The sequence below is a fragment of the Hoeflea sp. AS16 genome (assembly GCF_038900095.1).
Lineage (GTDB): Bacteria > Pseudomonadota > Alphaproteobacteria > Rhizobiales > Rhizobiaceae > Hoeflea.
The window spans coordinates 411,004-434,723 of sequence record NZ_JBBMQQ010000004.1 but is presented as its reverse complement, the minus strand read 5'-3'; the positions used below and the strand labels follow the sequence as shown (position 1 = coordinate 434,723).

At 60.4% G+C, this 23,720-nt stretch carries 23 protein-coding genes and 1 tRNA gene; 10 read left to right on the top strand and 14 right to left on the bottom strand.

From position 1 onward, the window contains the following. Window positions 1-204 precede the first annotated feature (204 nt). The 4 genes from WNY80_RS13515 to WNY80_RS13500 are packed head-to-tail and all read left to right on the top strand — an operon-like array spanning window position 205 to window position 4,842. Window positions 205-780, top strand: coding sequence for a polysaccharide biosynthesis/export family protein (locus tag WNY80_RS13515; protein ID WP_342887899.1), 576 nt, complete (start codon window positions 205-207; stop codon window positions 778-780). Between the two features lie 4 nt (window positions 781-784). Next, on the top strand, window positions 785-1,966 hold the full coding sequence (locus WNY80_RS13510; protein WP_342887898.1) for a glycosyltransferase family 4 protein: 1,182 nt from the start codon (window positions 785-787) through the stop codon (window positions 1,964-1,966). Between the two features lie 48 nt (window positions 1,967-2,014). Beyond that, window positions 2,015-3,580 carry an undecaprenyl-phosphate glucose phosphotransferase gene (locus WNY80_RS13505; protein WP_342887897.1) on the top strand — a complete coding sequence of 522 codons (1,566 nt, stop codon included), beginning with the start codon at window positions 2,015-2,017 and terminating at the stop codon, window positions 3,578-3,580. After that, a complete protein-coding gene (locus WNY80_RS13500; protein ID WP_342887896.1) occupies window positions 3,577-4,842 on the top strand; it encodes an O-antigen ligase family protein in 1,266 nt (421 codons plus the stop codon). Before WNY80_RS13505 ends, WNY80_RS13500 begins: the two co-directional genes overlap by 4 nt. Before the next feature lie 70 nt (window positions 4,843-4,912). Here the strand turns inward: WNY80_RS13500 and WNY80_RS13495 are convergent. Both WNY80_RS13495 and WNY80_RS13490 read right to left on the bottom strand, forming a co-directional pair. Beyond that, a tRNA-Pro gene (locus tag WNY80_RS13495) sits at window positions 4,913-4,989 on the bottom strand. A 90-nt stretch (window positions 4,990-5,079) separates the two neighbouring features. Continuing rightward, window positions 5,080-5,757: a nitroreductase gene (locus WNY80_RS13490; RefSeq protein ID WP_342887895.1), complete on the bottom strand. Its 678-nt coding sequence runs from the start codon at window positions 5,755-5,757 to the stop codon at window positions 5,080-5,082. A gap of 304 nt (window positions 5,758-6,061) precedes the next feature. Here WNY80_RS13490 and WNY80_RS13485 point away from each other — a divergent pair, with 304 nt between their 5' ends. Then, window positions 6,062-7,717 carry a sensor histidine kinase gene (locus WNY80_RS13485; RefSeq protein WP_342887894.1) on the top strand — a complete coding sequence of 552 codons (1,656 nt, stop codon included), beginning with the start codon at window positions 6,062-6,064 and terminating at the stop codon, window positions 7,715-7,717. 347 nt (window positions 7,718-8,064) lie between these two features. Then, complete coding sequence (locus WNY80_RS13480) at window positions 8,065-9,690, top strand: pilus assembly protein (protein WP_342887893.1); 1,626 nt, start codon at window positions 8,065-8,067, stop codon at window positions 9,688-9,690. Between the two features lie 191 nt (window positions 9,691-9,881). Here the strand turns inward: WNY80_RS13480 and WNY80_RS13475 are convergent, their stop codons facing one another. Together WNY80_RS13475 and WNY80_RS13470 are read right to left on the bottom strand one after the other, a co-directional pair. Beyond that, a complete protein-coding gene (locus tag WNY80_RS13475) occupies window positions 9,882-10,160 on the bottom strand; it encodes a hypothetical protein (RefSeq protein ID WP_342887892.1) in 279 nt (92 codons plus the stop codon). 12 nt (window positions 10,161-10,172) lie between these two features. After that, the gene (locus tag WNY80_RS13470; RefSeq protein ID WP_342887891.1) at window positions 10,173-11,393 is read right to left on the bottom strand and encodes a GNAT family N-acetyltransferase; all 1,221 of its coding nucleotides are present in this window, start codon (window positions 11,391-11,393) and stop codon (window positions 10,173-10,175) included. 63 nt (window positions 11,394-11,456) lie between these two features. Between WNY80_RS13470 and WNY80_RS13465 the strand changes: the two genes are divergently transcribed. Together WNY80_RS13465 and WNY80_RS13460 are read left to right on the top strand one after the other, a co-directional pair. Beyond that, window positions 11,457-12,476: a LysR family transcriptional regulator gene (locus WNY80_RS13465; RefSeq protein ID WP_342887890.1), complete on the top strand. Its 1,020-nt coding sequence runs from the start codon at window positions 11,457-11,459 to the stop codon at window positions 12,474-12,476. Then, entirely contained in the window at window positions 12,473-12,676 is a 204-nt protein-coding gene (locus WNY80_RS13460) for a hypothetical protein (protein ID WP_342887889.1), read from the top strand. The genes WNY80_RS13465 and WNY80_RS13460 overlap by 4 nt, the downstream gene beginning before the upstream one ends. A 52-nt stretch (window positions 12,677-12,728) precedes the next feature. Here the strand turns inward: WNY80_RS13460 and WNY80_RS13455 are convergent, their stop codons facing one another. From WNY80_RS13455 to WNY80_RS13430, 6 genes are all read right to left on the bottom strand, one after another. Then, a complete protein-coding gene (locus WNY80_RS13455; protein ID WP_342887888.1) occupies window positions 12,729-13,268 on the bottom strand; it encodes a MerR family transcriptional regulator in 540 nt (179 codons plus the stop codon). A 280-nt stretch (window positions 13,269-13,548) separates the two neighbouring features. Beyond that, on the bottom strand, window positions 13,549-13,872 hold the full coding sequence (locus tag WNY80_RS13450; protein WP_342888005.1) for an integration host factor subunit alpha: 324 nt from the start codon (window positions 13,870-13,872) through the stop codon (window positions 13,549-13,551). 171 nt (window positions 13,873-14,043) lie between these two features. Next, the gene (locus WNY80_RS13445; protein ID WP_342887887.1) at window positions 14,044-15,015 is read right to left on the bottom strand and encodes a beta-ketoacyl-ACP synthase III; all 972 of its coding nucleotides are present in this window, start codon (window positions 15,013-15,015) and stop codon (window positions 14,044-14,046) included. A gap of 9 nt (window positions 15,016-15,024) precedes the next feature. Then, window positions 15,025-16,083, bottom strand: coding sequence for a phosphate acyltransferase PlsX (plsX, locus tag WNY80_RS13440; protein ID WP_342887886.1), 1,059 nt, complete (start codon window positions 16,081-16,083; stop codon window positions 15,025-15,027). A gap of 96 nt (window positions 16,084-16,179) precedes the next feature. Further along, complete coding sequence (locus tag WNY80_RS13435) at window positions 16,180-16,743, bottom strand: DUF177 domain-containing protein (protein WP_342887885.1); 564 nt, start codon at window positions 16,741-16,743, stop codon at window positions 16,180-16,182. Then, window positions 16,743-17,291 (bottom strand): ubiquinol-cytochrome C chaperone family protein, encoded by a 549-nt coding sequence (locus WNY80_RS13430; RefSeq protein ID WP_342887884.1) that lies wholly within the window; start codon window positions 17,289-17,291, stop codon window positions 16,743-16,745. Before WNY80_RS13430 ends, WNY80_RS13435 begins: the two co-directional genes overlap by 1 nt. 178 nt (window positions 17,292-17,469) lie before the next feature. Here WNY80_RS13430 and WNY80_RS13425 point away from each other — a divergent pair, with 178 nt between their 5' ends. After that, window positions 17,470-17,937 (top strand): outer membrane protein assembly factor BamE, encoded by a 468-nt coding sequence (locus WNY80_RS13425; protein WP_342888004.1) that lies wholly within the window; start codon window positions 17,470-17,472, stop codon window positions 17,935-17,937. A gap of 111 nt (window positions 17,938-18,048) precedes the next feature. Here WNY80_RS13425 and WNY80_RS13420 read toward each other — a convergent pair whose 3' ends face one another. From WNY80_RS13420 to ribH, 4 genes are all read right to left on the bottom strand, one after another. Then, complete coding sequence (locus tag WNY80_RS13420) at window positions 18,049-20,202, bottom strand: sodium-translocating pyrophosphatase (RefSeq protein ID WP_342887883.1); 2,154 nt, start codon at window positions 20,200-20,202, stop codon at window positions 18,049-18,051. Window positions 20,203-20,468: 266 nt separating this feature from the next. Further along, on the bottom strand, window positions 20,469-21,707 hold the full coding sequence (locus tag WNY80_RS13415) for an MFS transporter (protein WP_342887882.1): 1,239 nt from the start codon (window positions 21,705-21,707) through the stop codon (window positions 20,469-20,471). A gap of 4 nt (window positions 21,708-21,711) precedes the next feature. Beyond that, entirely contained in the window at window positions 21,712-22,221 is a 510-nt protein-coding gene (nusB, locus tag WNY80_RS13410) for a transcription antitermination factor NusB (protein ID WP_342887881.1), read from the bottom strand. Between the two features lie 2 nt (window positions 22,222-22,223). Continuing rightward, window positions 22,224-22,679, bottom strand: a complete 456-nt coding sequence (gene ribH, locus WNY80_RS13405; RefSeq protein WP_342887880.1) for a 6,7-dimethyl-8-ribityllumazine synthase — start codon at window positions 22,677-22,679, stop codon at window positions 22,224-22,226. A 270-nt stretch (window positions 22,680-22,949) separates the two neighbouring features. Between ribH and WNY80_RS13400 the strand changes: the two genes are divergently transcribed. Further along, a complete protein-coding gene (locus WNY80_RS13400) occupies window positions 22,950-23,666 on the top strand; it encodes a DUF2161 family putative PD-(D/E)XK-type phosphodiesterase (protein ID WP_342887879.1) in 717 nt (238 codons plus the stop codon). The last annotated feature ends 54 nt before the right edge of the window (window positions 23,667-23,720 follow it).

Genomic DNA, 23,720 nt, shown 5'->3' with positions numbered 1-23,720 from the left:
AACATGGTAACGCAAGGGTTAAAGGCAAAGTCAGAGTTCCTTTACCTTTGACGCCCCCTTCCCGTCTGGCGTGTGATCACAGCTGCCGGAAGCGGTTGCCGACGGGCTGGATCCAAAAATCTTCGGAGTTTTACCAGCCGTTAACCCTAATGGATCGATAACGGGTTTCCAATTTTGCACGTTTCGCGTGGAGCACGTAAAAGCATGAAACCCGCCAAGTCCAAAGTGACACATCTTCTGGCGGCCATTATGACCGCGGTCATAATGGCGGGGTGTTCCGGCTACCAGCCGGCGCCGCGGGCATTCCATGAAGCCGTGATGCAGCCCTACCGGCTTGATGCCGGCGACCGGCTGCGGGTGACCGTGTTCGAACAGACCGGCTTGACCGGCACCTACACCATCGACCAGTCGGGATACATCGCCTTCCCGCTGATCGGCGCAGTGCCGGCGCGCGGACGCACCTTGCAGGAACTCGAAGGCAGCATCGCAGCGAGCCTGAGGCAGGGCTACCTGCGCGATCCCGACGTTTCGATCGAGATCGACCGGTACAGATCCTTCTTCATCATGGGCGAAGTCGGCCAGGCCGGCCAGTATTCCTATGTCGCGGGCATGACCGTGCAGAACGCAATTGCCATTGCCGGCGGTTTCTCCTCGCGGGCCAACCAGCGCAATGTCGACATTACCCGCAATATCAACGGCAAGATCATGACCGGGAGGGTCAAGATCACCGATCCGATCCTTGCGGGCGACACGATCTATGTGCGTGAGCGGCTATTCTAACCTCATGGCAGCACACACACCCTTGCGGATCCTCCATTGCTTCCGGTCGCCGGTGGGCGGCATCTTCCGCCACGTGCGGGACCTGGCGGAAGAGCATGCCAAGGCGGGCCATCAGGTCGGAATCATCTGCGATTCCACAACGGGCGGCGCTTACGAGGACAAGCTGTTCGAAAGCATCATGCCTCATCTGGCACTTGGGCTCACACGTCTGCCCATTCGCCGGTCCCTGGGGCTATCCGACATCACCACGGCCCTGAAAACCCTTGGTGAAGTCAAGAATTTGCAGCCTGATGTGTTGCACGGACATGGCGCCAAGGGCGGCGCTTTCGTGCGATTGATCGGCTCACGGTTACGGGTATCAAGGTCTTGCGTTGCCCGTCTTTATTCCCCGCATGGCGGGAGCCTGCACTACAGCGAGAGAACCTTGCGCGGGCAGGCCTATTTCGCGATCGAGCGGCTGCTCGAGCGCTGGACAGACAATCTGGTGTTCGTTTCCGACTACGAGCGGCGCACCTACGAAACGAAGATCGGGGTGCCGCGAGTACCCTGGCGACTGATCCACAACGGCCTGAGAGCGCATGAATTCGAGCCGGTGGAAAACGATCCGCAGGCAGTGGATTTTCTCTATATCGGCATGATGCGCGATCTCAAGGGACCGGACGTGTTCATTGAGGCGCTCCGCCGCGCCGAACAACTGGCCGGCAAACCTTTGCGTGGCGTCATGGTCGGCGATGGTGACGACAAGGCGCGTTACCAGGCACGGCTTGATGTCCTGGGCATGGGCGACCGGGTGAAAATGCACGACGCCATGCCGGCGCGTGACGCTTTCGCGATGGCCCGGACGGTTGTCATTCCCTCAAGGGCTGAATCCATGCCCTATATCGTTCTCGAAGCCGTTGCCGCGGGCAAACCGGTGATCTCCACCGAAGTCGGCGGCATACCGGAAATCCTCGGCGCCGGCTTTGCCGGATTTGTGCCACCGGGGGACATCGAGGCGTTGGCGGCGGCCATGGCGCATGCCATTGCCGATCCACGCTGGCTGGCCGACGCGATGCCGGAAATGACCGCTTTCAGAGAGAATTTCTCAGCACAAACAATGGCCAGCAAGATGGCGACGCTCTATCAGGATTGCCTGGATGGGCGATTGCGGGACACTCCGGGTCAGGCAGCGTCAAGCCTTTCTTAGGGAGCACATGATATCGAGGTTGAATAGGTTTCCGGGGAGAGTTCGACCGTGAACAAGTTCGACCGCGAAGACGCGTTCAATTCCGATGGCATTCGCAAGGCCATGGCCGACATCAAGGTCAAACCGAGTCTCAAGGGCGCGGACGGCAAGCCTGTCGTTGAAATGAGCCGCCTGGCGCGCCAGACCGCCAACCGTCTTTCGCAGGAAAACTATTCCCCGACGATGATCATCGGTTCGCTGCGGCTGGCGGAATTCGCGCTGCTGGCGCTGACAGGCCTTATCGTCCACGCGCTCTATGTCGGCATTTCCCCGGACGCGACGCTGTACTTGTACGTTCCGGCCATCCTGATCGGCTCGACACTGGCCGTGCTGCTGATCCAGATTGCCGACGGCTACCAGGTTCCCGCGCTCAGAAGCGCCTTGCGAACCCTGCCCAAGGTCCTGAGCGCATGGTCGATCGCCTTTGCGATCATCGCGCTGCTGGCGTTTTTCATGCAGTACGGACTGGCGTTCTCGCGGTTCTGGTTTGCGGCCTGGTATGTCTCCGGGGCGATTGCCCTGGTCATCGAACGCAACCTCGTATCCTTCGGCATCAGGCGCTGGGCCAGAAACGGGATCATGGAACGGCGGGCGGTGATCGTCGGCGGCGGAGACATCGCCAAGGCGCTGATCCGCTCGATCGAACAGGATGCCGACAACGACATCCGGATATGCGGCTTTTTCGATGATCGCGACGACCGGCGCTCGCCGCCGATGATTGCCGGCTATCCGAAGCTGGGAAACATCGACGCATTGGTGGAATTCGCCCGCATGGCGCGGATCGACATGCTGATCATCGCCATGCCGCTGAATGCGGAAACGCGGGTTCTCGAGTTGCTGAAGAAACTCTGGATCCTGCCGCTGGACATTCGCCTTGCCGCGCACGCCAACAAGCTCAGGTTCCGGCCGCGCGCCTATTCCTATGTCGGCGCCGTGCCGATGCTCGACATCTTCGACCGGCCGATCACCGACTGGGACTCTGTCGCCAAGCGGGCCTTCGACATCTTCTTTTCGCTGCTGGCCATCGCGGTGCTCTGGCCTGTGATGGTCGGAACCGCAATCGCCATCAAGCTCGATTCAAAAGGCCCGGTGCTGTTCAGGCAGAAACGGCACGGCTTCAACAACGAAGTCATCTCCGTGCTGAAATTCCGCTCGATGTACACCGATCAGTGCGATCCCACCGCGCGGGCGGCGGTGACCAAGGGCGACCCGCGTGTGACCAAGGTCGGGCGCTTCATCCGGAAGACATCGATCGACGAGTTGCCGCAGTTCTTCAACGTGCTGCGCGGTGAACTTTCGCTGGTCGGCCCACGGCCACATGCCGTTGTCGCCGCAGCGCATGACCGGCTTTTTGCCGAGGTTGTCGATGGCTATTTCGCCCGGCACAGGGTCAAGCCCGGTGTTACCGGCTGGGCCCAGATCAATGGCTGGCGTGGCGAAATCGACAATGACGAGAAGATCAAGCAGCGTACGGCTTGCGATCTCTACTACATCGAGAACTGGTCCCTGCTGTTCGACCTCAAGATCCTTTTCCTGACACCGCTCAAACTGCTCAACACGGAAAACGCCTATTGACCAGCGCCACCCTGCCAGCACCTGTCCTGTTTCAGCCGCAACGCGCGGCGATCTCGATGCTGGCCTCGATGCTGGTGGCCTTTGGCGTGTTCCTGTCCGGCTTCGTGATCAACGAGCCAGCGCCCTATGAGCTTTTCCTGGTGGTGCTGATCGGCGTCTGGGCGGTGTTCGGGCTGCGGCTGTCGCGGCACATCGCACCGCTGATCACGCTCTACGTGATCTTCAACATCGGCGGCATGTTCTCGATCCTGACGATGGACGACGTCAAGGACACGCCGATGTATCTCGCGGTGTCGCTGTTTCTGGCGTTTACCTCGATGTTCTTCGCCGCGATCATCGAGGCCGACCAGCGGCGGCTGCCGCTGATCTTCCGCGCCTATGTTGCCGCCGCCATCATTACCGCGTTGCTGGGCATTTTGGGTTATCTCGGTGCGATTCCCGGCGGCGAGGTGTTCACCCGCTATGGCCGGGCGATGGGCGCGTTTCAGGATCCCAACGTGTTCGGCCCCTACCTGGTGCTGCCGGCTCTCTACCTCATGTACGGGCTGCTGACGGGCACGCTGAAGACTGCGCCGCTGCGCATCGCCGGACTGGTGATCCTGGTCCTGGGGGTGTTCTTCTCGTTCTCCCGCGCCGCCTGGGGCCTGTTGCCGGTGACGATGGTTCTGCTCGTCACCACGATGCTGATCAAGGAGCGCACCGGCGCGTTCCGGCTGAAGATCCTGGTAATGACGCTGATCGGGACGCTGCTGCTCGTCGGCGCAATCATCGTCGCGCTGCAGTTCGACCAGATTGCGGACCTGTTTTCCGACCGCGCCAAGCTGGTGCAGTCCTATGACGGCGCGCGGCACGGCCGCTTCGAGCGCCACGCCATCGGGTTCCTGATGGCGATGGAGCACCCGCTCGGAATCGGCCCGCTGGAGTTCGGCTTGATGTGGGGTGAAGACACCCACAACATCTGGCTCAAGGCGCTGATGGATTACGGCTGGCTGGGCTTTGTCAGCTACGTGACGCTGATTGCCTGGACGCTCGTGCAGGGTTTTCGCTTCCTGCTGCGCGACCGGCCCTGGCAACCCTATCTCATGCTCGCCTACATCGTGCTGGTCGGGCACATGATCATCGGCAACGTGATCGACACCGATCACTGGCGGCATTTCTATCTGCTGATGGGAATCGTCTGGGGTTGCATCGCGCTGGAAATGCGCTGGCAATCGCGACTGCGGGCCGAGGCCGGACTACCGGCAAGGCCCCTGCCCGCCTGACAACCGCGGAAAACAGGTGCCCGGCCGCTGTTTGGCGGCCGTTGGGCAAAGAGATCCTGATTTTTGGAAATGGTCGGAGCGGCGGGATTCGAACCCACGACCCCTTGTCCCCCAGACAAGTGCGCTACCGGGCTGCGCTACGCTCCGACTGGGGACAGGGCTTAGATCATCAGTGTTTTGCGGGCAAGAGCAAAATGTCAGGTCTTTGGTAAAAAGCGGGAAAAGCCGTTCAAGCCGCTACTCGTCGAAGCCCAGGAACCGCACCACATTTTCAAGCGGGCGGCGGCGGGAGACGACGGAGTTCGCCACAAACGTCTCGTCGGGCCAGCCAAGCGCCACGCAGGTCAGGATCACCTGATCGTCGGGAATGCCCGCCACTTCGCGCACCACCGGACTTTGCATGATGCCCTGACCGTTGATCACGGCGCCAAGCCCCCTGCTCCAGGCCGCGAGAACAAGACCATAGGTCATGGCGCCGGTGTCAAAATGGGCGATCGTGTTGTTGAGCAGATCCCGGTCGAAGCAGACCACCACGGAAACCGGTGCGTCGAATTGTCGAAATCCGCGCATCACCCAATCCTGCCGGCGTTCGGCGTCGTGGCGCTCGATCCCCATGGCTTCAAACAGCTGCACGGCAATCTCGATCTGGCGTTTGCGGTGCTCGCCTTCATAGGCGGCATAATCCTCGATCTCACGGCTTGGCGTCACACCGCCCAGCATGCGCTCGGTGTTGCCCTTGCGAACTCTTTCGAGAGGCTCGCCGGTGAGCACGTGCAGATGCCAGGGCTGGGTGTTCATCGATGAGGGCGCGCGGTTGGCGAGCGCAATGACTTCTTCCAGCAGTTCCCGGGACACAGGTTTGTCGAGAAAGCCGCGAATGGACCGGCGTTCCTGCATCGCTTGATCAAGGTTCATGAGACTGCCTTCTGGCTGGAAACTGACTGGGGCCGGATGGCCGTCGGATGAATACCGGTAACGGATATCCGGTTCGTTTTCAAACGGATAGCAACCGGCGACCATTCCCGGCCTGCTGCGGGCAGCCCGGCCAGGGCTGGCTCGAGACCACCCAGGCAACTTTCACGAGTCCTGATTGTGTCGGAGCGTCACCAAATATGATCTTGGCGCCCTGAGGTTTCGGGGCCGGATTAACCCATGTTAATTGACATGCATTCGGTTGTCTTTAAGTCTCAGCCGCTTGTGACCACAGGCGGAAACCGCATTGCGCAGATACTCAATATCGACATGGCTGGCGGTTGCGCTGTTCGCGATCATCGCTCCGTTCAGCCTGTTTTTGTGGTTCCTGGCAGCGCAACTGCAATCAAACGAAGCCGAATCCGTCGAAAGACGGACGCTTCGGTCCGCTCAGAGCATTGCGCGCGCGGTGGAGCCCGTCATCAACAGCATGATGACCACGGTGAACCTGCTGGCGTCGACCGAAGAGCTGGCCAACGGCGATCTCAGGACCTTTCACCGCCGAAGCCAGTTTGCGCTTCGCGAAACCGGCCAGTTCGTCATCGTCGTCGATGAGGCCGGAAACCAGATCCTCAATACCCGTGTGGACTACGGCGCCGCGCTGGGAACGATCGCCGATACCGCAGGCTTCAACCGGGCGATGGAAAACGGCCGTCCCGTCGTCTCGAACTTCTTCATGGGAAAAACCAGCGGCAAATGGGTGTTCAACGTCCTCAAGCCGATCGAGGTTTCCGCGATCTCCAATGCGCGCATGCTGGTGACAACCATGAATGCCGACGACCTTGTCGGCGCAGTGGCGGAGTTGCCGCTTCCAGATGGCTGGACGGCGGCGATCATCGACGGCGACGGCAACATGATGGTGCCCGAAAGCCCGATATCGATCGCAATGACCTCGCCCGACATCCTGCCGGGCGAGATCCGTACCGAAGATATTTCGAACTTGCCCTTCATCACCCGTTTCGAGGGGCCGGAGGAGCAGATTCTCGCCTATGCGCCCATCAGGGGAACGCCCTGGAACGCGGTGATAGCGGGTCCGTTCGCCTCAGCCCAGGCGCCGATCCTGAAGACATGGAGAATCCTGATTGCCGGGACGCTGGTGCTGCTGGGTGTGTGTGTCATTGTGATTTACGCCGCATCGAAGCTGATCCAGACCGAGGTCCGAGGCATCGCCCGGATGGCGCAAGGCCTCGGCGCGGGCCGTATTGTGCCGCCAATCCAGACCCGGATCCGGGAGCTCGACCTGATCGCGCGGGCGCTTTCGAATGCATCATACGACCGCAGTCAGAAGGAAGAACAGCTGACAATGGTGATGCGGGAACTGGCCCACCGGACCAAGAACCTGATTTCCGTGGTGCTGGCGATGGTGCGGCAAAGCTCGAAGAAGGCAAAGACACCGCAGGAACTGGTGGCGACGACCGCGGACCGGATTGCAGGCCTTGGCCGCTCTATCGATCTGCTGACAGCCAGCGAATGGAAAGCGATTACCATGCGGGACCTGGTCGAGAACCATCTGAGCACCTTCGGCACGATCGGCACCACCATCGTGCTCGATGGTCCGGAGTTCTACCTGGGGTCGGATGCTGTGCAAAATCTCGGAATGGCCATTCATGAACTTGCCACCAATGCCTCAAAATATGGCGCCCTCAGTGTCGATTCCGGCAAGGTTGAAATCCGCTGGGCAGAACAGCAAAGCGAGACCGGCGAACGGCTGGAATTGCGCTGGCAGGAAACCGGAGGTCCGCCGGTCACGCCGCCGGACCAGACCAGTTTCGGCACACAGATCCTTGACCGCCACCTGAGCGCTGCCCTGAACGGACAGACCGAGATCAACTACCATCCGGCGGGGCTGATCTGGATTCTGAATGCCCCGGTGGCGACCCTGAACCGGGCAGTTCTCGCCTGACGGACCGAGCTCCGGGTTGCGTGATCGGGCGCCGGGCATTCAACCGCCGGCCGGTTTCCGATCCTTGTACCCAGGACTACCGGACGACCGGGTCGCCGCCGGAGTGATCAACTGCTACCGAAGGCCGGCGGTGTGCGATATGGCGTCACCGGTCCGGACAAACGTCAGGGCACGTCTTCTGCGTTTCCGACAAACATAGAGACAGATAAACATGTCCGTATATTAGAAACTGGTTTTTTAACCCTTGCCGGCATTATGGAGTCTACAAGCAACCTCAACCCGCAAGGGCGAGAGCTAACAAATTGGATCTGGTATCGAGCCGACGCCAGCGAGACCGGGGCCAACACATGCTCAACAAACAGTCCTTCAAGCGTGACACATCCGGCAATTTCGGATTGACCTTCGGGTTTCTTGCAGTACCGGTCATGCTGGCAGGCGGGCTGGCGGTTGATTATGCCGGATTGAGCCTCGACAGGAGCGCATTGCAAAATGCGGCTGACGCAGCTGCGCTGGCAGTCGCTCGCGAGGGCAACATCCCGAATTGGCAGGCCGAGGACATTGCCCGAAACGTCATCAGTGCCAATTACGGATTTTCCGTCGCTCAACTGTCTGTCAGCCTCAATGATGGCGTGGCCAGCGTTAAAGCCGGCATCGACCGGCCGCTGGTTTTCGGCGGCATCGTCGGCAAGAAAACCATGCCCGTGACGGTCAATGCGGAGGCAACCTTCGCATATACGAAATACGAGATCGCCCTCGTACTCGACACCACCGGATCGATGGCCGGAGGCAAACTGGTCTCCATGCAGAATGCAGTCATCGGCCTTATCGAGGGGATGTCGGATCTGGGGCTTGAAGAAGACCAGATCAAGTTTGCGCTGGTGCCCTATGCCGGGTTCGTCAATGTCGGACCGGAATATGGCCCGACCATCAACGGACTTGGGATGATCGTGAAGCCGGGAGCAGACTGGCTCGACCAGGACGCCAAGGCACCTGTGCCGCAGTCCGACCTTCCCTCAAATCTCAGCCGGTTTGCCCTGTTCAAGCACCTCAACGTCAAGTGGCCCGGTTGCGTGGAAACACGTGTCCCGAAGAAGAACGCGCTGCACGATGTAGACGACACGGTTCCAGATGTCTCGGATGTGAATTCGCTGTTCACCCCGTTCTTCGCCGTCGATGAACCGGACGAGGCACGGAAGTATCCGAACTCCTACCTTCCCGACGAGGGGGCGCCGATCAAGGGCAAGAACGCCACCGAGGCTGACAAGGAGGAACAGCTCTCGCGGTACGGACAGACCGGCAAATACGTCAAGCCGAACAATGTCGTGGCCGCGCTGTTGCAGATGCTGAAGTGGAAGAAACCGAAGATCGACAACTCGCCCTCAAGTTTCTATTCCAACAAGAAAGACCCGAAGGGCCCTGCCTTCGGCTGTGAGGTCGAACCCCTGGTGCCGTTGACCTCAAAGGCATCCGACATCACCAAGACAGTGAAGAAGCTGGAGGCCAGCGGTTCGACCAACATGCTCGAAGGCGTGATGTGGGGATGGCGGGTGTTGTCGAGCCGCGAACCGTTCACCGGCGGGGCCAGCGAAAGCGACAGTTCGGTCGAAAAGATCATGATCTTCCTGACCGACGGCCAGAATTCGTTCGGCAATCTGAACAACAATCTGGGGTCGGGCTACACCAGCATGGGCTACCTGGTTGACGGACGGCTGGACAACCTTACTGCGGCCTCGAGCGCCCAAACCAATAATGCGCTGGACAAGAAGACCCTGGCGGCCTGCACGAACGCGAAAGAGGACGGCATCGAAATCTACACGATCCGGCTGGAGGAAACCGATACCGGGACCGGGACATTGCTCTCCGAATGTGCGTCGAGCAAGAGCCACTATTTCGACGCGCCCTCGCGCAGTCAGCTGTCACCGATTTTCGACACCATCAAGAAGGGCGTGGTCAAGCTCAGGATCACCTCCTGACACTCCGCTTCATGGGTCAAACGAACAAATACCGAGGGCCGGGATCATGACAGATGATCCCGGCCCTTTGGCTTGGATATATGGTTTGGCAGGCAGCCGCCTGCGGCAGCTGCATCCAATTCGATAAAACCGGGCGGGCGCGCCGCGTACGGTGGCGTCAACCCTGCGCCCGCCCGGCAAACCGCTGGTCGTTAGGCTTCCCCGGCGGTTTTGGAGTTCAGAACGAAGACATTGTCGCTTCGCTCCGAGAACGCGAGTTTCATTTTGAGGCGCAACAGTGCCTCGAGGCTTGTGTCCGACACCTTGGAGGGCTCCTCTCCCTCCCAGTCGAGTGCGGTCTGCAACACGGCCATGTTGATGAGGCGGCTCAGATCGCCCAGCTTGAGGCGGTCGGCTTCCTCCCGGCAGGTTACAAGCGTGCGGATGATCCAGGCATAGGAACCGGCATCAGACGTCATCTCGGATGTCATCACTGTTTCCTTTCAAACCCGTAAACCATGCGCATCAGCCTGCCGGAGCGCGGAAGTTTCCAGCGGTCCCGGCGCATGCCAGGCCCCTTCAGGACGGATCAGGCGATAGGGATCATCCTTGAGCGACAGCGCGGTCGCAGAAGGCTCGATCTCGTCCACCATCTCGACAAAGACGTGATCGGAGAACGCGAACGGCGCGCCGTTTTCCTTGAGCTTGAAACCGAAATGCTGCCAGAAGCCGAGATAATCCTCCCGGGCGTGACCGTAGATCCGCCTGAAGCCCTTTTCCTTGCACAGGGCAACGCTGGCGCGGACCAGTTCGAATGCTGTCCTGGAGGTCCGGAACTCCTTGCGCACGGCCAGACGCTCAAGCTTGGCAAAGTCGCCGAAGAACCTCAGGCGCATGCAACCGGCCGGCTCGTTGTTGACCAATGCCAGCAGGTGGGTCGCGGCAAGGTCGTTGCCGTCGAATTCCTCATCATAGGGACAGGACTGGTCGCCAATATAGACCGCCGAACGGACCGCGGCGACGCGCATCATGTCGTCAAAGCCGTTGACCACCCTGATGCCGGTCGGGCGCAGCACAGGGTCGTAGGTGGCATAGCTCGGCTGACGCGAGGCGAGTGTCTTGGGACGGCGCGGGATCATGTAAAAATCCTCGAGAAAGGTACCGTCGTGCCAGACCCCCTGCTCGAACCCTCGCCGCACCATGGCGCGATGGCCGCGCAGGGTGAACGAGGTCGAGATGATATCGGCCTGGGCATAATGGGGAGAATCAAACCGGTCCATCACCCGGTTGATGCCGGCTGCGAGAACGCCGGGCGTGAAACTCGCCCAGACATAGATTGCGGCCGGGCGTTCATGCTGGCAGACCAGATACTCGTTCTGCGGATCGAGCAGGTTCAGGGATCCGTCAAACAGCGCAGACCGGCCGGCCTCATTGAGCAGCAGGGCAGACATGAAGCCTTCCGGACGGCTTCTGCCGCGGCGCGTGAACAGCCACACGGCATCGGCGTTCTTCTCCGCGACGCGAATGACGGTTTCGGGCGCGGCCAGACGGCCGATAACCTTGCCTGCCGCTTCAAGCAGACGCGGAACCTCGGAGTGCTCGAGACGGTTGGTCACGGTGACCATGGCAGCGGCGCGCTGCATACGCTCGGCTTCCAGAGCCGCTTCCGCGGCCAATGCACTTGCATTTGACGGTGAAAAACTATTGTGTGGTGTGGCGGACATGACCGGGAACCCCTTCTGATAGGGTACCCTAGCCACGCTGGTCCGATTTGACTTTGGCAAAGAATGAAACAGAGAGTTCCACCCATGGAACACCAATGGCGCAACGCCGATTGGAACAGCATCAGAATCTTCCTGGCCGTCGCGAGACTGTGCAGTTTTCGCAAGGCTTCGGAAGAGCTCGGGATGTCTGTCAACACGGCGCGACGCACCATCTCCCGTCTTGAAGACCAGCTAGGCTATCTTCTGCTTTTTCGCGAAGCCGAAGGCGTGCGGCTGACCGATGAAGGGCGCAGGGTTGTGCTCGCCGCACGCGACGTCGAGAGCTCGGTTTCGGACATGTGGCGGGTCGCGGCGATGGCGGAGCGCGAGGCAAGCGGTCCGATCCGGCTGGCGATAACCGAAGGCCTGGGCAGTTTCTGGCTCACCCCGCGCATCGTCGACTACATGAACGACACCGGCGCCCAGAACCGGGTCGAACTGCAATGCGCCATGCGTTCGGTTGATGTGTTGCGCATGGAAGCCGACATCTCCGTGCAACTGGAGATGCCCAACCGGCCTGAACTCAAGGCCAAACGGCTTGGCTACCTGCATCTGGTCCCGTTTGCCAGCACCTCCTATCTCGAACAGTTCGGACGGCCGAAAAACGTTGCCGACATGGTCAACCACCGGGTTGTCGAACAGCAGACCGACCAGTTGCGCGGCTATGAGCTGGACAAGATCTTCGGCCCCAAGATCGCCGAACGCATGGTCAGGATGAAGACCAATTTCTCCTCGGCGCACTACTGGGCCGTTGCCAAGGGCGCTGGCATCGGGCTGATGCCGAATTACGCCAGGGCCATCGGCGGAGACGTCGAACACATCGATCTCGGCTTCGATTTTCGCGTCGAGATCTGGCTTGCAACGCATCCCGAGGTGGCCAAGAGCGCACGCCACAGGGCATTCATCGATTTCCTGACCGACAGCTTTGACGACAAGAAATTTCCCTGGTTCGGCGCCGATACGATGACCCCGGAGGAGATCGAGAAGCAGTTTTCCCGGGAGGATCTCAAATCCTACTTCGAAGGGTTTACCGCCCGCTCATGACCTTGCGCCGCCTCTCCCGACCTGTTCCGGAAACCGTAACTTTGGCGACGCAGGACGAACATGACCGTATTGCCATGCTGATCATGCAACTGGACATGGCCCTGGCTTTGGCGAGAACAAAGGGGCTTGCGCGTCTGGAAGCGCATCTTGAGGCAGCGATCGCCGAAGCCCGGGGCCTGCACAGCAAGCTGCTGAACTAGATCTGATCACCGCAAACGGCAAACATATGGACACTCGTCGCGGTGCCTTGGGTCAACGCACCTGGTCGAGCAGACGCTTGCATTCGAGCAAATCGTAGAGCGCTTCCTGCAACAATGCGCGGTCATCGCGCTTGAGGCCGCCTGCCCCGCTCTCGGGCGCTTCTGCCTCCGGCTTGCCGGCTTCGCCGCCCAGTCCGAAAAACCGTCGGGTGGAGGGCAATCTCGGCTTGCCGACCAGCTGGTCTTCTTCAGTCGCCGGCGCACGCGCGGCGGGCTGCTCTTCCATCATGGCGGCTGACAGCGCTTCCACCGCGGCCATGTCCCCACTGCCGATGGCAATGACGAACTTGTTGCCGTTCTGCTTCAGCAGCTTCTGGACGCCCTTGATGGTATAGCCCTGATCATAAAGGAGAATCCGGATGCCCTTGAGCAGTTCTATGTCGTCGGGACGGTAGTAGCGCCGGCCACCGCCGCGCTTCATCGGCTTGATCTGGCTGAACCTTGTTTCCCAGAACCGCAACACATGCTGCGGAAGATCCAGGTCTTCCGCCACTTCGGAAATTGTCCGGAACGCGTCAGGGCTCTTGTCCATTGGGCCACTCCGATCTCAAAAAGCGTCCCGCGCCCGGTAAAACCGGCAAAGGACGCTGCAGCACTTCCACATTGATGCGCAGCACTTGCTTCGCAGACGAACAAATCCAAACGCTGCACGTGACACCGTACCGGCGGCATCACGAATCGCGGTCAGGGACCGTTGTGCAGACATCATTTCAAAGCTTTGCGGCCGAAATATCAAGTGCTGCTCAAGACGCGATTGGCCCCGTACAGGGATTGCGCCTGTTTTGGCGCTCAGCGCCGGAACAACACTAATCTCAGGGCTTGGCCTTGCCCTTGCGCGCGAGGTGGCCCTTGAGAACCCGGTTCTTGAGGACATTTGATGCCTTGAAGGTCATCACGCGGCGCGGGCTGATCGGAACTTCTTCACCGGTCTTGGGATTGCGCCCGATGCGCTCCTTCTTGTCACGCACCTGAAATGTGGCAAAGGAGGAAAGCTTGACGCTGTCGCCCCGGACAATCGCACCACACACTTCATCTATGACCATCTCAACGAGTTCCGCTGATTCAGTTCGAGAAAGCCCGACTTTGCGGAAAACCGCTTCCGCAAGATCAGCTCTGGTAATTGTTTTACCACTCATATTTTCCAACCAAACTGGTCAGCTTCCCCGCCGCCCATAGATGCAGTCTGGTAACTTTATGGATCATGTTCCTCAAGGTCAAGCAACTCCCGCAAATGCAACCAATTTCCGTCACCCGCGCCCAAACAGCAGTGCGGGGATGGTTAATATTCTGTTTTGCAAACGCCGTGGCTACCAGCGCAGAAGCACCGATCCCCAAGTGAATCCGCCGCCCATGGCTTCCAGCAGAACCAGATCACCTTGCTTGATCCTGCCATCCCCGGCGGCTTCGGCCAGAGCCAGCGGAATCGAGGCCGCAGAGGTATTTCCGTGATGATCGACGGTGACGACGACCTTGGAATCATCGATCCCGAGCTTGCGGGCCGAGGCATCGATGATCCGGCGGTTGGCCTGATGGGGTACGAACCAGTCAATATCCTCGGACCCCATGCCGGTGGCTGCATAGGCAGCCTCGATCACATCGGTGATCATTCCGACAGCGTGCTTGAACACTTCCCGGCCCTGCATGCGCAAATGACCGACTGTGCCCGTGGTCGAAGGACCACCATCTACATAGAGTTTCTCGCGATGGGCGCCGTCCGAGCGCAAATGCGCGGTCAGAATGCCACGATCATCCGTCGTCCCCTCGCCTTCGGCGGCCTCCAGCACAACCGCACCGGCGCCGTCGCCGAAAAGAACGCAGGTCGTCCGGTCGTTCCAGTCGAGAATACGCGAGAAGGTTTCCGCGCCAATGACGAGGATGCGCTTGGCCAGGCCGGACTTGATGTAGCTGTCGGCAGTCGTGAGCGCGAAAATGAAGCCCGAGCAGACAGCCTGAACATCGAAAGCCGCACCGTGGTGCATACCGAGCCGGTTCTGGATATTCACCGCAGTGGCGGGAAAAGTGTTGTCGGGTGTGGATGTGGCGCAAATGATCAGATCAATGTCCGCCGGGGTCATGTTGGCGCGATCAAGTGCGGCCCGGGCAGCCATCTCGCCGAGAGAGGCCGTGGTTTCGCCCTCGCCGGCAATATGGCGCTGGCGAATGCCGGTGCGCTGAACGATCCATTCATCGCTGGTTTCAACAACGCCTTCAAGATCGCTGTTTTTCATAATGCGATCAGGGAGGTGGGCCCCGAAACCACGGACAACGGAACGGATCATGCTGGCATCCTAGCTGGAAGAACTGTCCACGGCCGGAACAGCGAGAGCTGACCGCCGGGTATGATAGAGTTTGAGATCGTGTTCGATTTTGGCCTTGAGGCCGTTTCTGGCCATGTCATAGCCAACATCGACGGCTGCGGCAAAGCCTTCCGCGTCGGCGCCGCCGTGGCTTTTGATGACAATGCCGTTGAGCCCCAGGAAGACACCGCCATTGACCTTGCCGGGATCCATTTTCTCGCGCAGCAAATCGAATGCGCCCTTGGCAAAAATGTAGCCGATGCGGGCCATCAGGGTTCGCGACATCGCCGCGCGCAGATAGCTTGCGATCTGGCGGGCCGTGCCTTCAGCGGTCTTGAGCGCGATGTTTCCGGAAAAACCTTCGGTCACGACCACATCGACGGTTCCCTTGCCGATATCGTCGCCCTCGACGAAACCGAAATAGTCAAAGCTCGGCATTGCAGCCTCGCGGATCAGGCGTCCGGCTTCCTTGACTTCTTCCTGGCCCTTGATTTCCTCTACACCGATATTGAGCAGGCCGACCGTCGGCTTTTCGATCTCGAACAGCGCGCGGGCCATGGCAGCCCCCATCATGGTGAAATCGATGAGCTGCTGGGCATCGGCACCGACGGTCGCGCCAACGTCGAGAACGATGCTCTCGCCACGCATGGTCGGCCAGATCGCGGCAATCGCCGGCCGGTCAATATTGGCCATGGTGCGCAGGCAGAACCGTGACATCGCCATCAGGGCACCGGTGTTGCCGGCCGAGACGCAGACATCAGCGTCGTCTGTCTTGACCGCTTCAATGGCGCGCCACATCGACGACCGGTAACGGCCGTGCCGAAGCGCCTGGCTCGGCTTGTCGTCCATGCTCACGGCAACTTCGCAGGCCACGAAAGTGGATGCCTCGCGCAGTGCCGGATACTTTTCGAGTACGGGGGTACATTCGCCTTCAAGGCCAAACAGGGTGAAGCGGATGTCCGGATGACGTTCCAGCGCCTTTGCAACGCCGGGCACGACAACCTTGGGACCATGGTCGCCCCCCATCAAATCAACCGCTATCCTGATCACGCCCCATCCTATATCCCCGGCTCTACAGGCCGGATTTGTGGGCAGAAAATACCCGTTTTCGCACGGTGTACAACCGCTTTGTCATCACTTGTGAAGCTAACCGGAGGATTCGTCGCGCTTGAGTCCCTGCAGAACCGCAAAAGGTGACGGTTTTTTGTCCGAAATTGGGTCACTTTCAATGCGGTCGGTATATTCCAGGCCTTCCTTGCGTGGATAGGCATCGATCGAAAGGGCTGCAAACTCGGCGGCAACGGCGCCGACATCTATCGAATCGCCATTGAACAGCTCGGGCAGATCAGGACCGTCCGGATCGAGGAACATCTCGCCATTGCCATCCACCATCCGCTGCGCCAGCCGCGAATTCTCGGGCAGGAAAACCGCTTCCAGGTCCTCTTCGATCTGCTGCTTCACCGGATCCAGGGTGACGACGCATTCCTGAACGATTGCGGAGCTGACATGGCCCTTTACCCGCACACCATCGCGTTTCCAGCGACCGAGGACCAGTTCGGCCTCAAAGCTCTGGACCTCGGGCACGCCCCACTGGCGGCTCAACCGCTTGAGGTCGGCAGCATCGGCCGAAATCCTGACCGTGAACGGATTGGCCGACACATGGCTGACCTTGACCTCGTAGGAAAACTCATCCTTGCCGGGTTCACTCATCAGATAGTCTCCCTATCGGCAGCCCTGAACGACAGCAGCCCCGCCGCAAGCTTTTCTTCAGGCACGTCTTGAAGCGTTCGCTCGGTGGCGAGCATCCAGTCGGCAAGCGCCTGAGTGGACGGCGCATCATCTCCGCTCTCGGGATGAAGATTGCGCCTGAGCGCCTCGACGAGGCCCTGCCGATCATCCGTGTCCAGCGCCTGGCCGTAGGACGTCACGCGGCCGTAAAACATCTTGGCCAGTTTTTTCATCCGCTTGGGCACCCCCATGTCGCCAATGCCGAGTTCACGGATCGAATGGTCCACGTCCTCGAAAAAGGCATCGACCAGATCCTGCGCGAGCCCCTTTGTGGCCTCCCCCGCCGAGCTGGCCCGGCGCAGATACATGATAAGATGGATCGAAATCATCTCGAACCGGCCCATGACCGTATCGGGCACGCCCATCGCCTCGTAAAAAACCGGCGAGCGGGCCGCTCCGGTAATCTCGGCATATTGCCTTTCAACCAGAGCCTGATTGGATTTTTTTCGCTTGAACAGGTTCCAGATCATGAAATTGCCTTCAATGGCCGATGGATATCAACGCAACTGCGAGAGACTGGCGTGTTGCATCCGTGCGGAAGCTGGTTTACCGAATGGGACGCAAAACGCAATGGCTGCGGCTTTCGGGCCCGCGTGCCAAAGGGAGATGTCGTTGACGATAAGAGTTTTCAAGGCAACCGGACGGAATTTGCGTCTCGGCGCTGCAATTGCGGTCATCTCAACGGTCGCTCTGGGCGGCTGCACCACCGGTGAAGTCTTCAATCAGGGGTACGTCGTCGATCAGACCGCGCTTGAACTGACGCCTGTCGGATCAAGCCGCGAGCAGGTGCTGCTGTCGCTGGGCACGCCGTCGACAACAGCAACCTTCGACAACGAAGTTTTCTACTACGTGTCGCAGAAGCGCACGCGCGGCGCGATGTTCATGAAGCCGAAGCTGGTCGACCAGTCGGTTCTGGCGGTCTATTTCGATGAAGAAGGCACGGTCAAGCAGATCGCCAACTACACGCTGCAGGATGGCAGGGTGTTCGACATGATCTCCCGGACCACACCGACCGGCGGTGTCGACAAGTCCTTCCTGGCACAGGTCATGTCGGGTGCGACAAGTTCGGAATCGGCTGCAAGCACAGCCCGCAACATTCTTGGCGGTGGCAACTAGGCCCCGGGCCACACCGGTTCGTCGAAGCCAGCCAAAACGGTATACGATACAAAAACCCCGCGGAGATCGCTCTCCGCGGGGTTTTCAGTTTCAGATGATCCGTTTTCGGGATCAGTGCGCAAGCACTGCGAGCAGCAGCAGCGCGACGATGTTGGTAATCTTGATGGCCGGGTTGACGGCCGGACCGGCTGTATCCTTGTAAGGATCGCCGACCGTATCACCGGTCACGGATGCCTTGTGCGCCTCGGAGCCCTTCTCGTGCCTGACGCCATCCTTGTCGACGAAACCGTCTTCAAAGGATTTCTTGGCGTTGTCCCACGCACCACCACCCGAGGTCATCGAGATGGCGACGAACAGGCCGTTGACGATCACGCCGAGGAGCGATGCGCCGAGTGCCGCAAAGGCCGAGGCCTTGGAACCGGAGATCAGCAGCACGCCAAAATAGACGAACAGCGGAGCCAGAACCGGCAGCAGCGAGGGCACGATCATCTCGCGGATCGCGGCCTTGGTCAGAAGGTCGACAGCGCGGCCATAGTCAGGCTTCTGTGTGCCTGCCATGATGCCCGGGCTTTCCTTGAACTGCCGGCGCACTTCCTCGACGATGGAGCCTGCCGCACGGCCAACAGCCGTCATGGCGATGCCGCCGAACAGGTAAGGGATCAGACCACCGAAGATCAGGCCTGCAACCACGTAGGGGTTGGACAGATCGAACGAGATCTCGCCCATATCCTTGAAGTAGGGATAAAGGGTCGAGCCTTCGGCGTTTGCCTTGGCGGCAAAGAACTGAAGGTCGTTCGAATAGGCTGCGAACAGCACCAGTGCACCCAGGCCGGCGGAACCGATGGCATAGCCCTTGGTGACGGCCTTGGTGGTGTTTCCAACCGCGTCGAGCGCATCGGTTGCCTGACGGACTTCCGGCGGAAGACCCGACATTTCGGCGATACCGCCGGCATTGTCGGTGACAGGGCCGAAGGCATCGAGTGCGACGATCATGCCGGCGATGCCGAGCATGGCGGTGACCGCGATACCAGTGCCGAACAGACCGGCAAGCTGGTAGGTCGAGATGATGCCGCCGACAATGACGATTGCCGGCATGGCGGTCGATTCCAGCGAGATGGCAAGGCCCTGGATCACGTTGGTGCCGTGACCGGTGACCGAAGCCTGGCTGATCGAGTTGACCGGACGCTTGTTGGTGCCGGTGTAGTACTCGGTGATGACCACGATCAGCGCGGTGACGATCAGGCCGACCACGCCGCAAGCGAACAGCTTGGTACCGTTGATCATGGTTCCGTCAGCAAGCGCGATGTCGCCCCAGCCGATGGTCAGCGAAGTTGCGCCGCCCAGACCGACGATCGACAGCAGGCCGGTAACGATCAGGCCCTTGTAGAGCGCGCCCATGATCGAGCCGTTCTGGCCGAGCTTGACGAAGAAGGTGCCGGCGATCGAGGTGATGATCGAGGCACCGCAGATGGCCAGCGGATAGAGCATGACGGAGCCAAGGATATCCGTACCGCCGAAGAAGATGGCGCCCAAAACCATGGTGGCGACAACGGTCACCGCATAGGTTTCAAACAGGTCGGCTGCCATGCCTGCGCAGTCGCCGACATTGTCGCCGACGTTGTCGGCGATGGTTGCCGGGTTGCGTGGATCATCTTCGGGAATGCCGGCTTCAACCTTGCCGACAAGGTCACCACCAACGTCGGCGCCCTTGGTGAAGATGCCGCCGCCGAGGCGGGCGAAGATCGAGATCAGCGATGCGCCGAAGCCGAGCGCCACCAGTGCGTCAATCACCTGACGGCTGTCTGACGCCAGTCCCATCGGACCGGTGAGGATGTAGTAGTAGACAGCAACGCCGAGAAGCGCGAGGCCTGCCACCAGCATGCCGGTGATGGCGCCCGCCTTGAAGGCGATGTCGAGGCCGCCGGCAAGATTGACCGCAGAGGCCTGTGCCGTGCGCACGTTGGCGCGGACAGAGACGTGCATGCCGACATAGCCCGCAGCACCCGACAGCACAGCGCCGATCAGGAAGCCGATGGCAGCCGTGGAGCCGAGCAGCGCCCAGGTAATGACGAAAACAACCGCGCCAACAATGGCAATGGTGGTGTACTGGCGGTTCAGGTAGGCCTGAGCGCCTTCACGAATGTAGCCTGCGATTTCCTGCATGCGTGCGTTGCCCTGGTCGGCGGCCATCACCGACTTGGTCGCCCAGATGGCGTAAACAACGGAAAGCAATCCGCAGGCGATCACAGCAAAAAGAATTGTCATGCTGATATCCCTCCAATTTGGCCGGAATCCTCCCTCCGGCCAGAACCCCGCGGCGAGAGGAACACGGACCACACGTCCGGGCACCCTGCCGCATCGCGGCGGATGATTGCGACAGAGGTGGGGTGCCGTCAAGGGCACATATAGTGTTATTGCCCGAAGGTGGCCAATAAGCTCTGGGAAACGTTGCCAGATTGGGAAGTTCGATGCCGGCGTGCCCAAAATCCGGAGTGGAGCGGGACAGACCGGCAGCCGGTCCCGTCAGCTGATCAGAATGACCGGCGGCGTTCCCAGAAGACCTGTGCGCCAAGCGCCAGCAGGCAGAACAGGGCAACCGGCCAGAACAGGGTGTTGAGCGCATCCCATCCCCAGGCGTTGAGCACCTTGCCCGACATCAGCGACGCGAAGGCAACGATGCCGAACAGGGTGACATCGTGAAAGCCCTGCACCTTGTTCTTCTCGGAGGGACGGTAGGTCATGGTCACCATTGTGGTGGCGCCGATGAAGCCGAAATTCCAGCCGACGCCCAGCAGCACCAGGGCGAGCCAGAAATTCCACAGCTCGATCCCCATATGCGCGACGATGGCGCACCCGAGCAGAATGAAGAGGCCGGTGGCGGTGATGGTGTCACGGCCAAAACGCGCGATCAGCTTGCCGGTGAAGAAGCTCGGCGCGAACATCGCCATCACGTGCCACTGGATGCCAAGCGTTGCCAGTTCGGGCGAGAACCCGCAGCCGACCATGGCCAGCGGCGCACCGGTCATCATGAAGGTCATCAGCGCATAGGACCCGACACCGCAGATCATGGCCGTGATGAAGCGCGGCTGGCTGATGATCTCGAACAGCGGACGGGCCGGAGTTTCATCATGGCCGGCATCGCCGGGCTTGGTGTCGTTGGGGATGCGCAGGAACCACAGGATCGACATGGTGATCAGGGCCAGCGGAACCAGGGCCACGAACGAGCCGGCAAACATCACCGGATCGAACAGCTCGCGCGTGAAGATCACCGTCTGCGGCCCGATTATCGCGGCGAAGACACCTCCGGCCAGCACCCAGGATATGGCCTGCGCCTTGAAATTGGTCGGAGATCCGTCGGCTGCGGCAAAACGGTATTGCTGCACGAACGAGCCGCCAAGGCCGATAAAGGCCATGCCGAAGGCAAACAGCCAGAATTCATGCCGGAACAGCGCAATCGCAGCGATAATGCCGCCAAGCGCGGTCATAGCCATGCCCGAGAGGAAGCCGTAACGGCGGCCGATCTGGCGCATCAGCCAGGCGGCAGGCAAGGCGCCGACGGCAACACCGATGTTGAAGCCGGTGACGGGCGCCGTGGCGAGCGACTTGTCTGAGCCGAGCAGGTAGAAGCCGGCAAGGCCGCCCATGGAAATGGCAATCGGAGCGGCAGCGCCGCCAAAGGCCTGCGCACCGGACAACAGCAGCGCATTGCGGCGGGCCAGGTTCTCGGCGTCGGTCGCGCCGGCCAACCCGACCTTGTCGAGAAACGCCATATGCTCAGTCCTTGCCGGTCTTGGGATCTTCACGATACTTGCGTGCCAGACGGTCGAGGACCGCGTTGACGATCTTGGGTTCCTCGCCATCGAAGAAGGCCCGCGCCACATCGACATACTCGTTGACGATGACAGCGACCGGCACATCCTTCTTGCGGGAGAGTTCCCACGCCCCTGCCCTGAGGATCGCGCGCAAGGTCGCATCCAGACGTGACAGTGGCCAGTCTTCGGTGAGACCAGAGCGAATCACCGGATCAAGTGCGCGCTGGTTTTCGACGACGCCGGAGACGACGGCACGGAACCAGGCAGGATCGGCGGGGCGGTACTGTTCGCCGTCGATTTCACTGCCCAGGCGATGGGCTTCGTATTCGGCAACGATCTCGAGCACGCCCGCGCCGCCGATATCCATCTGATAAAGCGCCTGGACGGCAGCCAGCCGCGCCGCGCCGCGCTGGTTGGCGGCCTTGATTTCCGGCTGGGAAGCCGGTGTGGAGGAGGTTTCTTCTGTCGCCACGATCAACCCGCCAGTTTGTCTTTCAACGCGATCATCGACAGCGCTGCCCGCGCCGCAAAGCCGCCCTTGTCGAGCCGGTCCTTCTTGACCCGCTCCCAAGCCTGTTCGGCATTCTCGGTGGTCATGATGCCGTTGCCAAGCGCAAGGGATTCGGAAATCGACAATGTCATCAGGCCACGGGCCGATTCATTGGCGACAATGTCGAAATGGTGGGTTTCGCCGCGAATGACCACGCCAAGCGCGACAAACCCGTCATATTCCGCGCCGCCTTCATCCATTGCGTCGAGCGCCATGGCGATGGCAGGCGGAATTTCCAGCGCACCGGGAACAGTGACGACATCATAGGTGGCGCCGCCTGCATCGAGCGCGGATTTCGCGCCATCCAGCAGGGCGTCGGACATATCATCGTAAAAACGCGCTTCAACGATCAGAAGATGCGGGGTTTTGGGCTTTGCCATGACGGCTTTCCTTTTTGCGGACAGAATTGCCACGCGTCTGGATTCCGGATTGGAACCTGAGAACTGGGTCGGATCAGAGCGCGGTCAAATCACTTTGTCCACGGCTTGGCAAGGGAAAATGGCCACGGGACCAACTCTAGCGGCCTTTTGTCCGCTCAAGCAACCGGCGCACAGGCGGCGGTGCAGACCGTGTGCTTTCGCCAATCGGTTCAGACATCAGGCCGTGTCAACATCTTTGCGCAGGCCACCGACTCCGCTATGCAGGCAATCATGAGTGCAGCCAAACCTCGTGAAACTGACCTTTATCCACCGGTCAAAGCCTTGCTCGAAGCCCAGGGCTATTCGGTCAAGGGCGAGATCGGGGCGGCTGACATCGTTGCTGTTCGCGACGATGAGGACCCGGTTGTCGTGGAACTGAAAACCGGGTTTTCGCTGTCGCTGTTTCACCAGGGAATCGAACGGCAGGCCATTACAGACGTGGTCTATATCGCGGTGCCGCGCGGAACCGGGCGAACCTTTCAAAAGGCGATTGCCGCCAATACCTCGCTCTGCCGCCGGCTTGGCCTAGGGTTGATGACGGTGCGCCTGAAAGACGGCCTTGTGGAGGTGCACGCCGACCCTGCCCCCTACAAGCCAAGGAAATCAAAGATAAAGAAGGCCCGGCTGCTCAAGGAATTCGCCAGGCGGACCGGCGATCCCAATTCAGGCGGCGCCACACGGCAGGGGCTGATGACCGCCTACCGCCAGGACGCCCTGCGCTGTGCGCGGGTGCTGTCCGAGCTTGGGCCGACAAAAGCAGCCCTTGTCGCCAAGGCTTCCGGCGTGGACAGGGCGAGAACGCTGATGGCGGACAATCACTATGGCTGGTTCGAGCGCGTGGCTACCGGCATCTACGGGCTTTGCCCAAAGGGAGCTGAAGCGCTGGCGTTGCTTGGCGATCCGGACAACGGCGGAAACGCGCCAGCCAAGACCGAGGCCGGCAGTTGAGCCAAGGACAGTGTGCCGGCCCCTGCCCTCCGGCCTGCAGCTTCATCGTGTTCC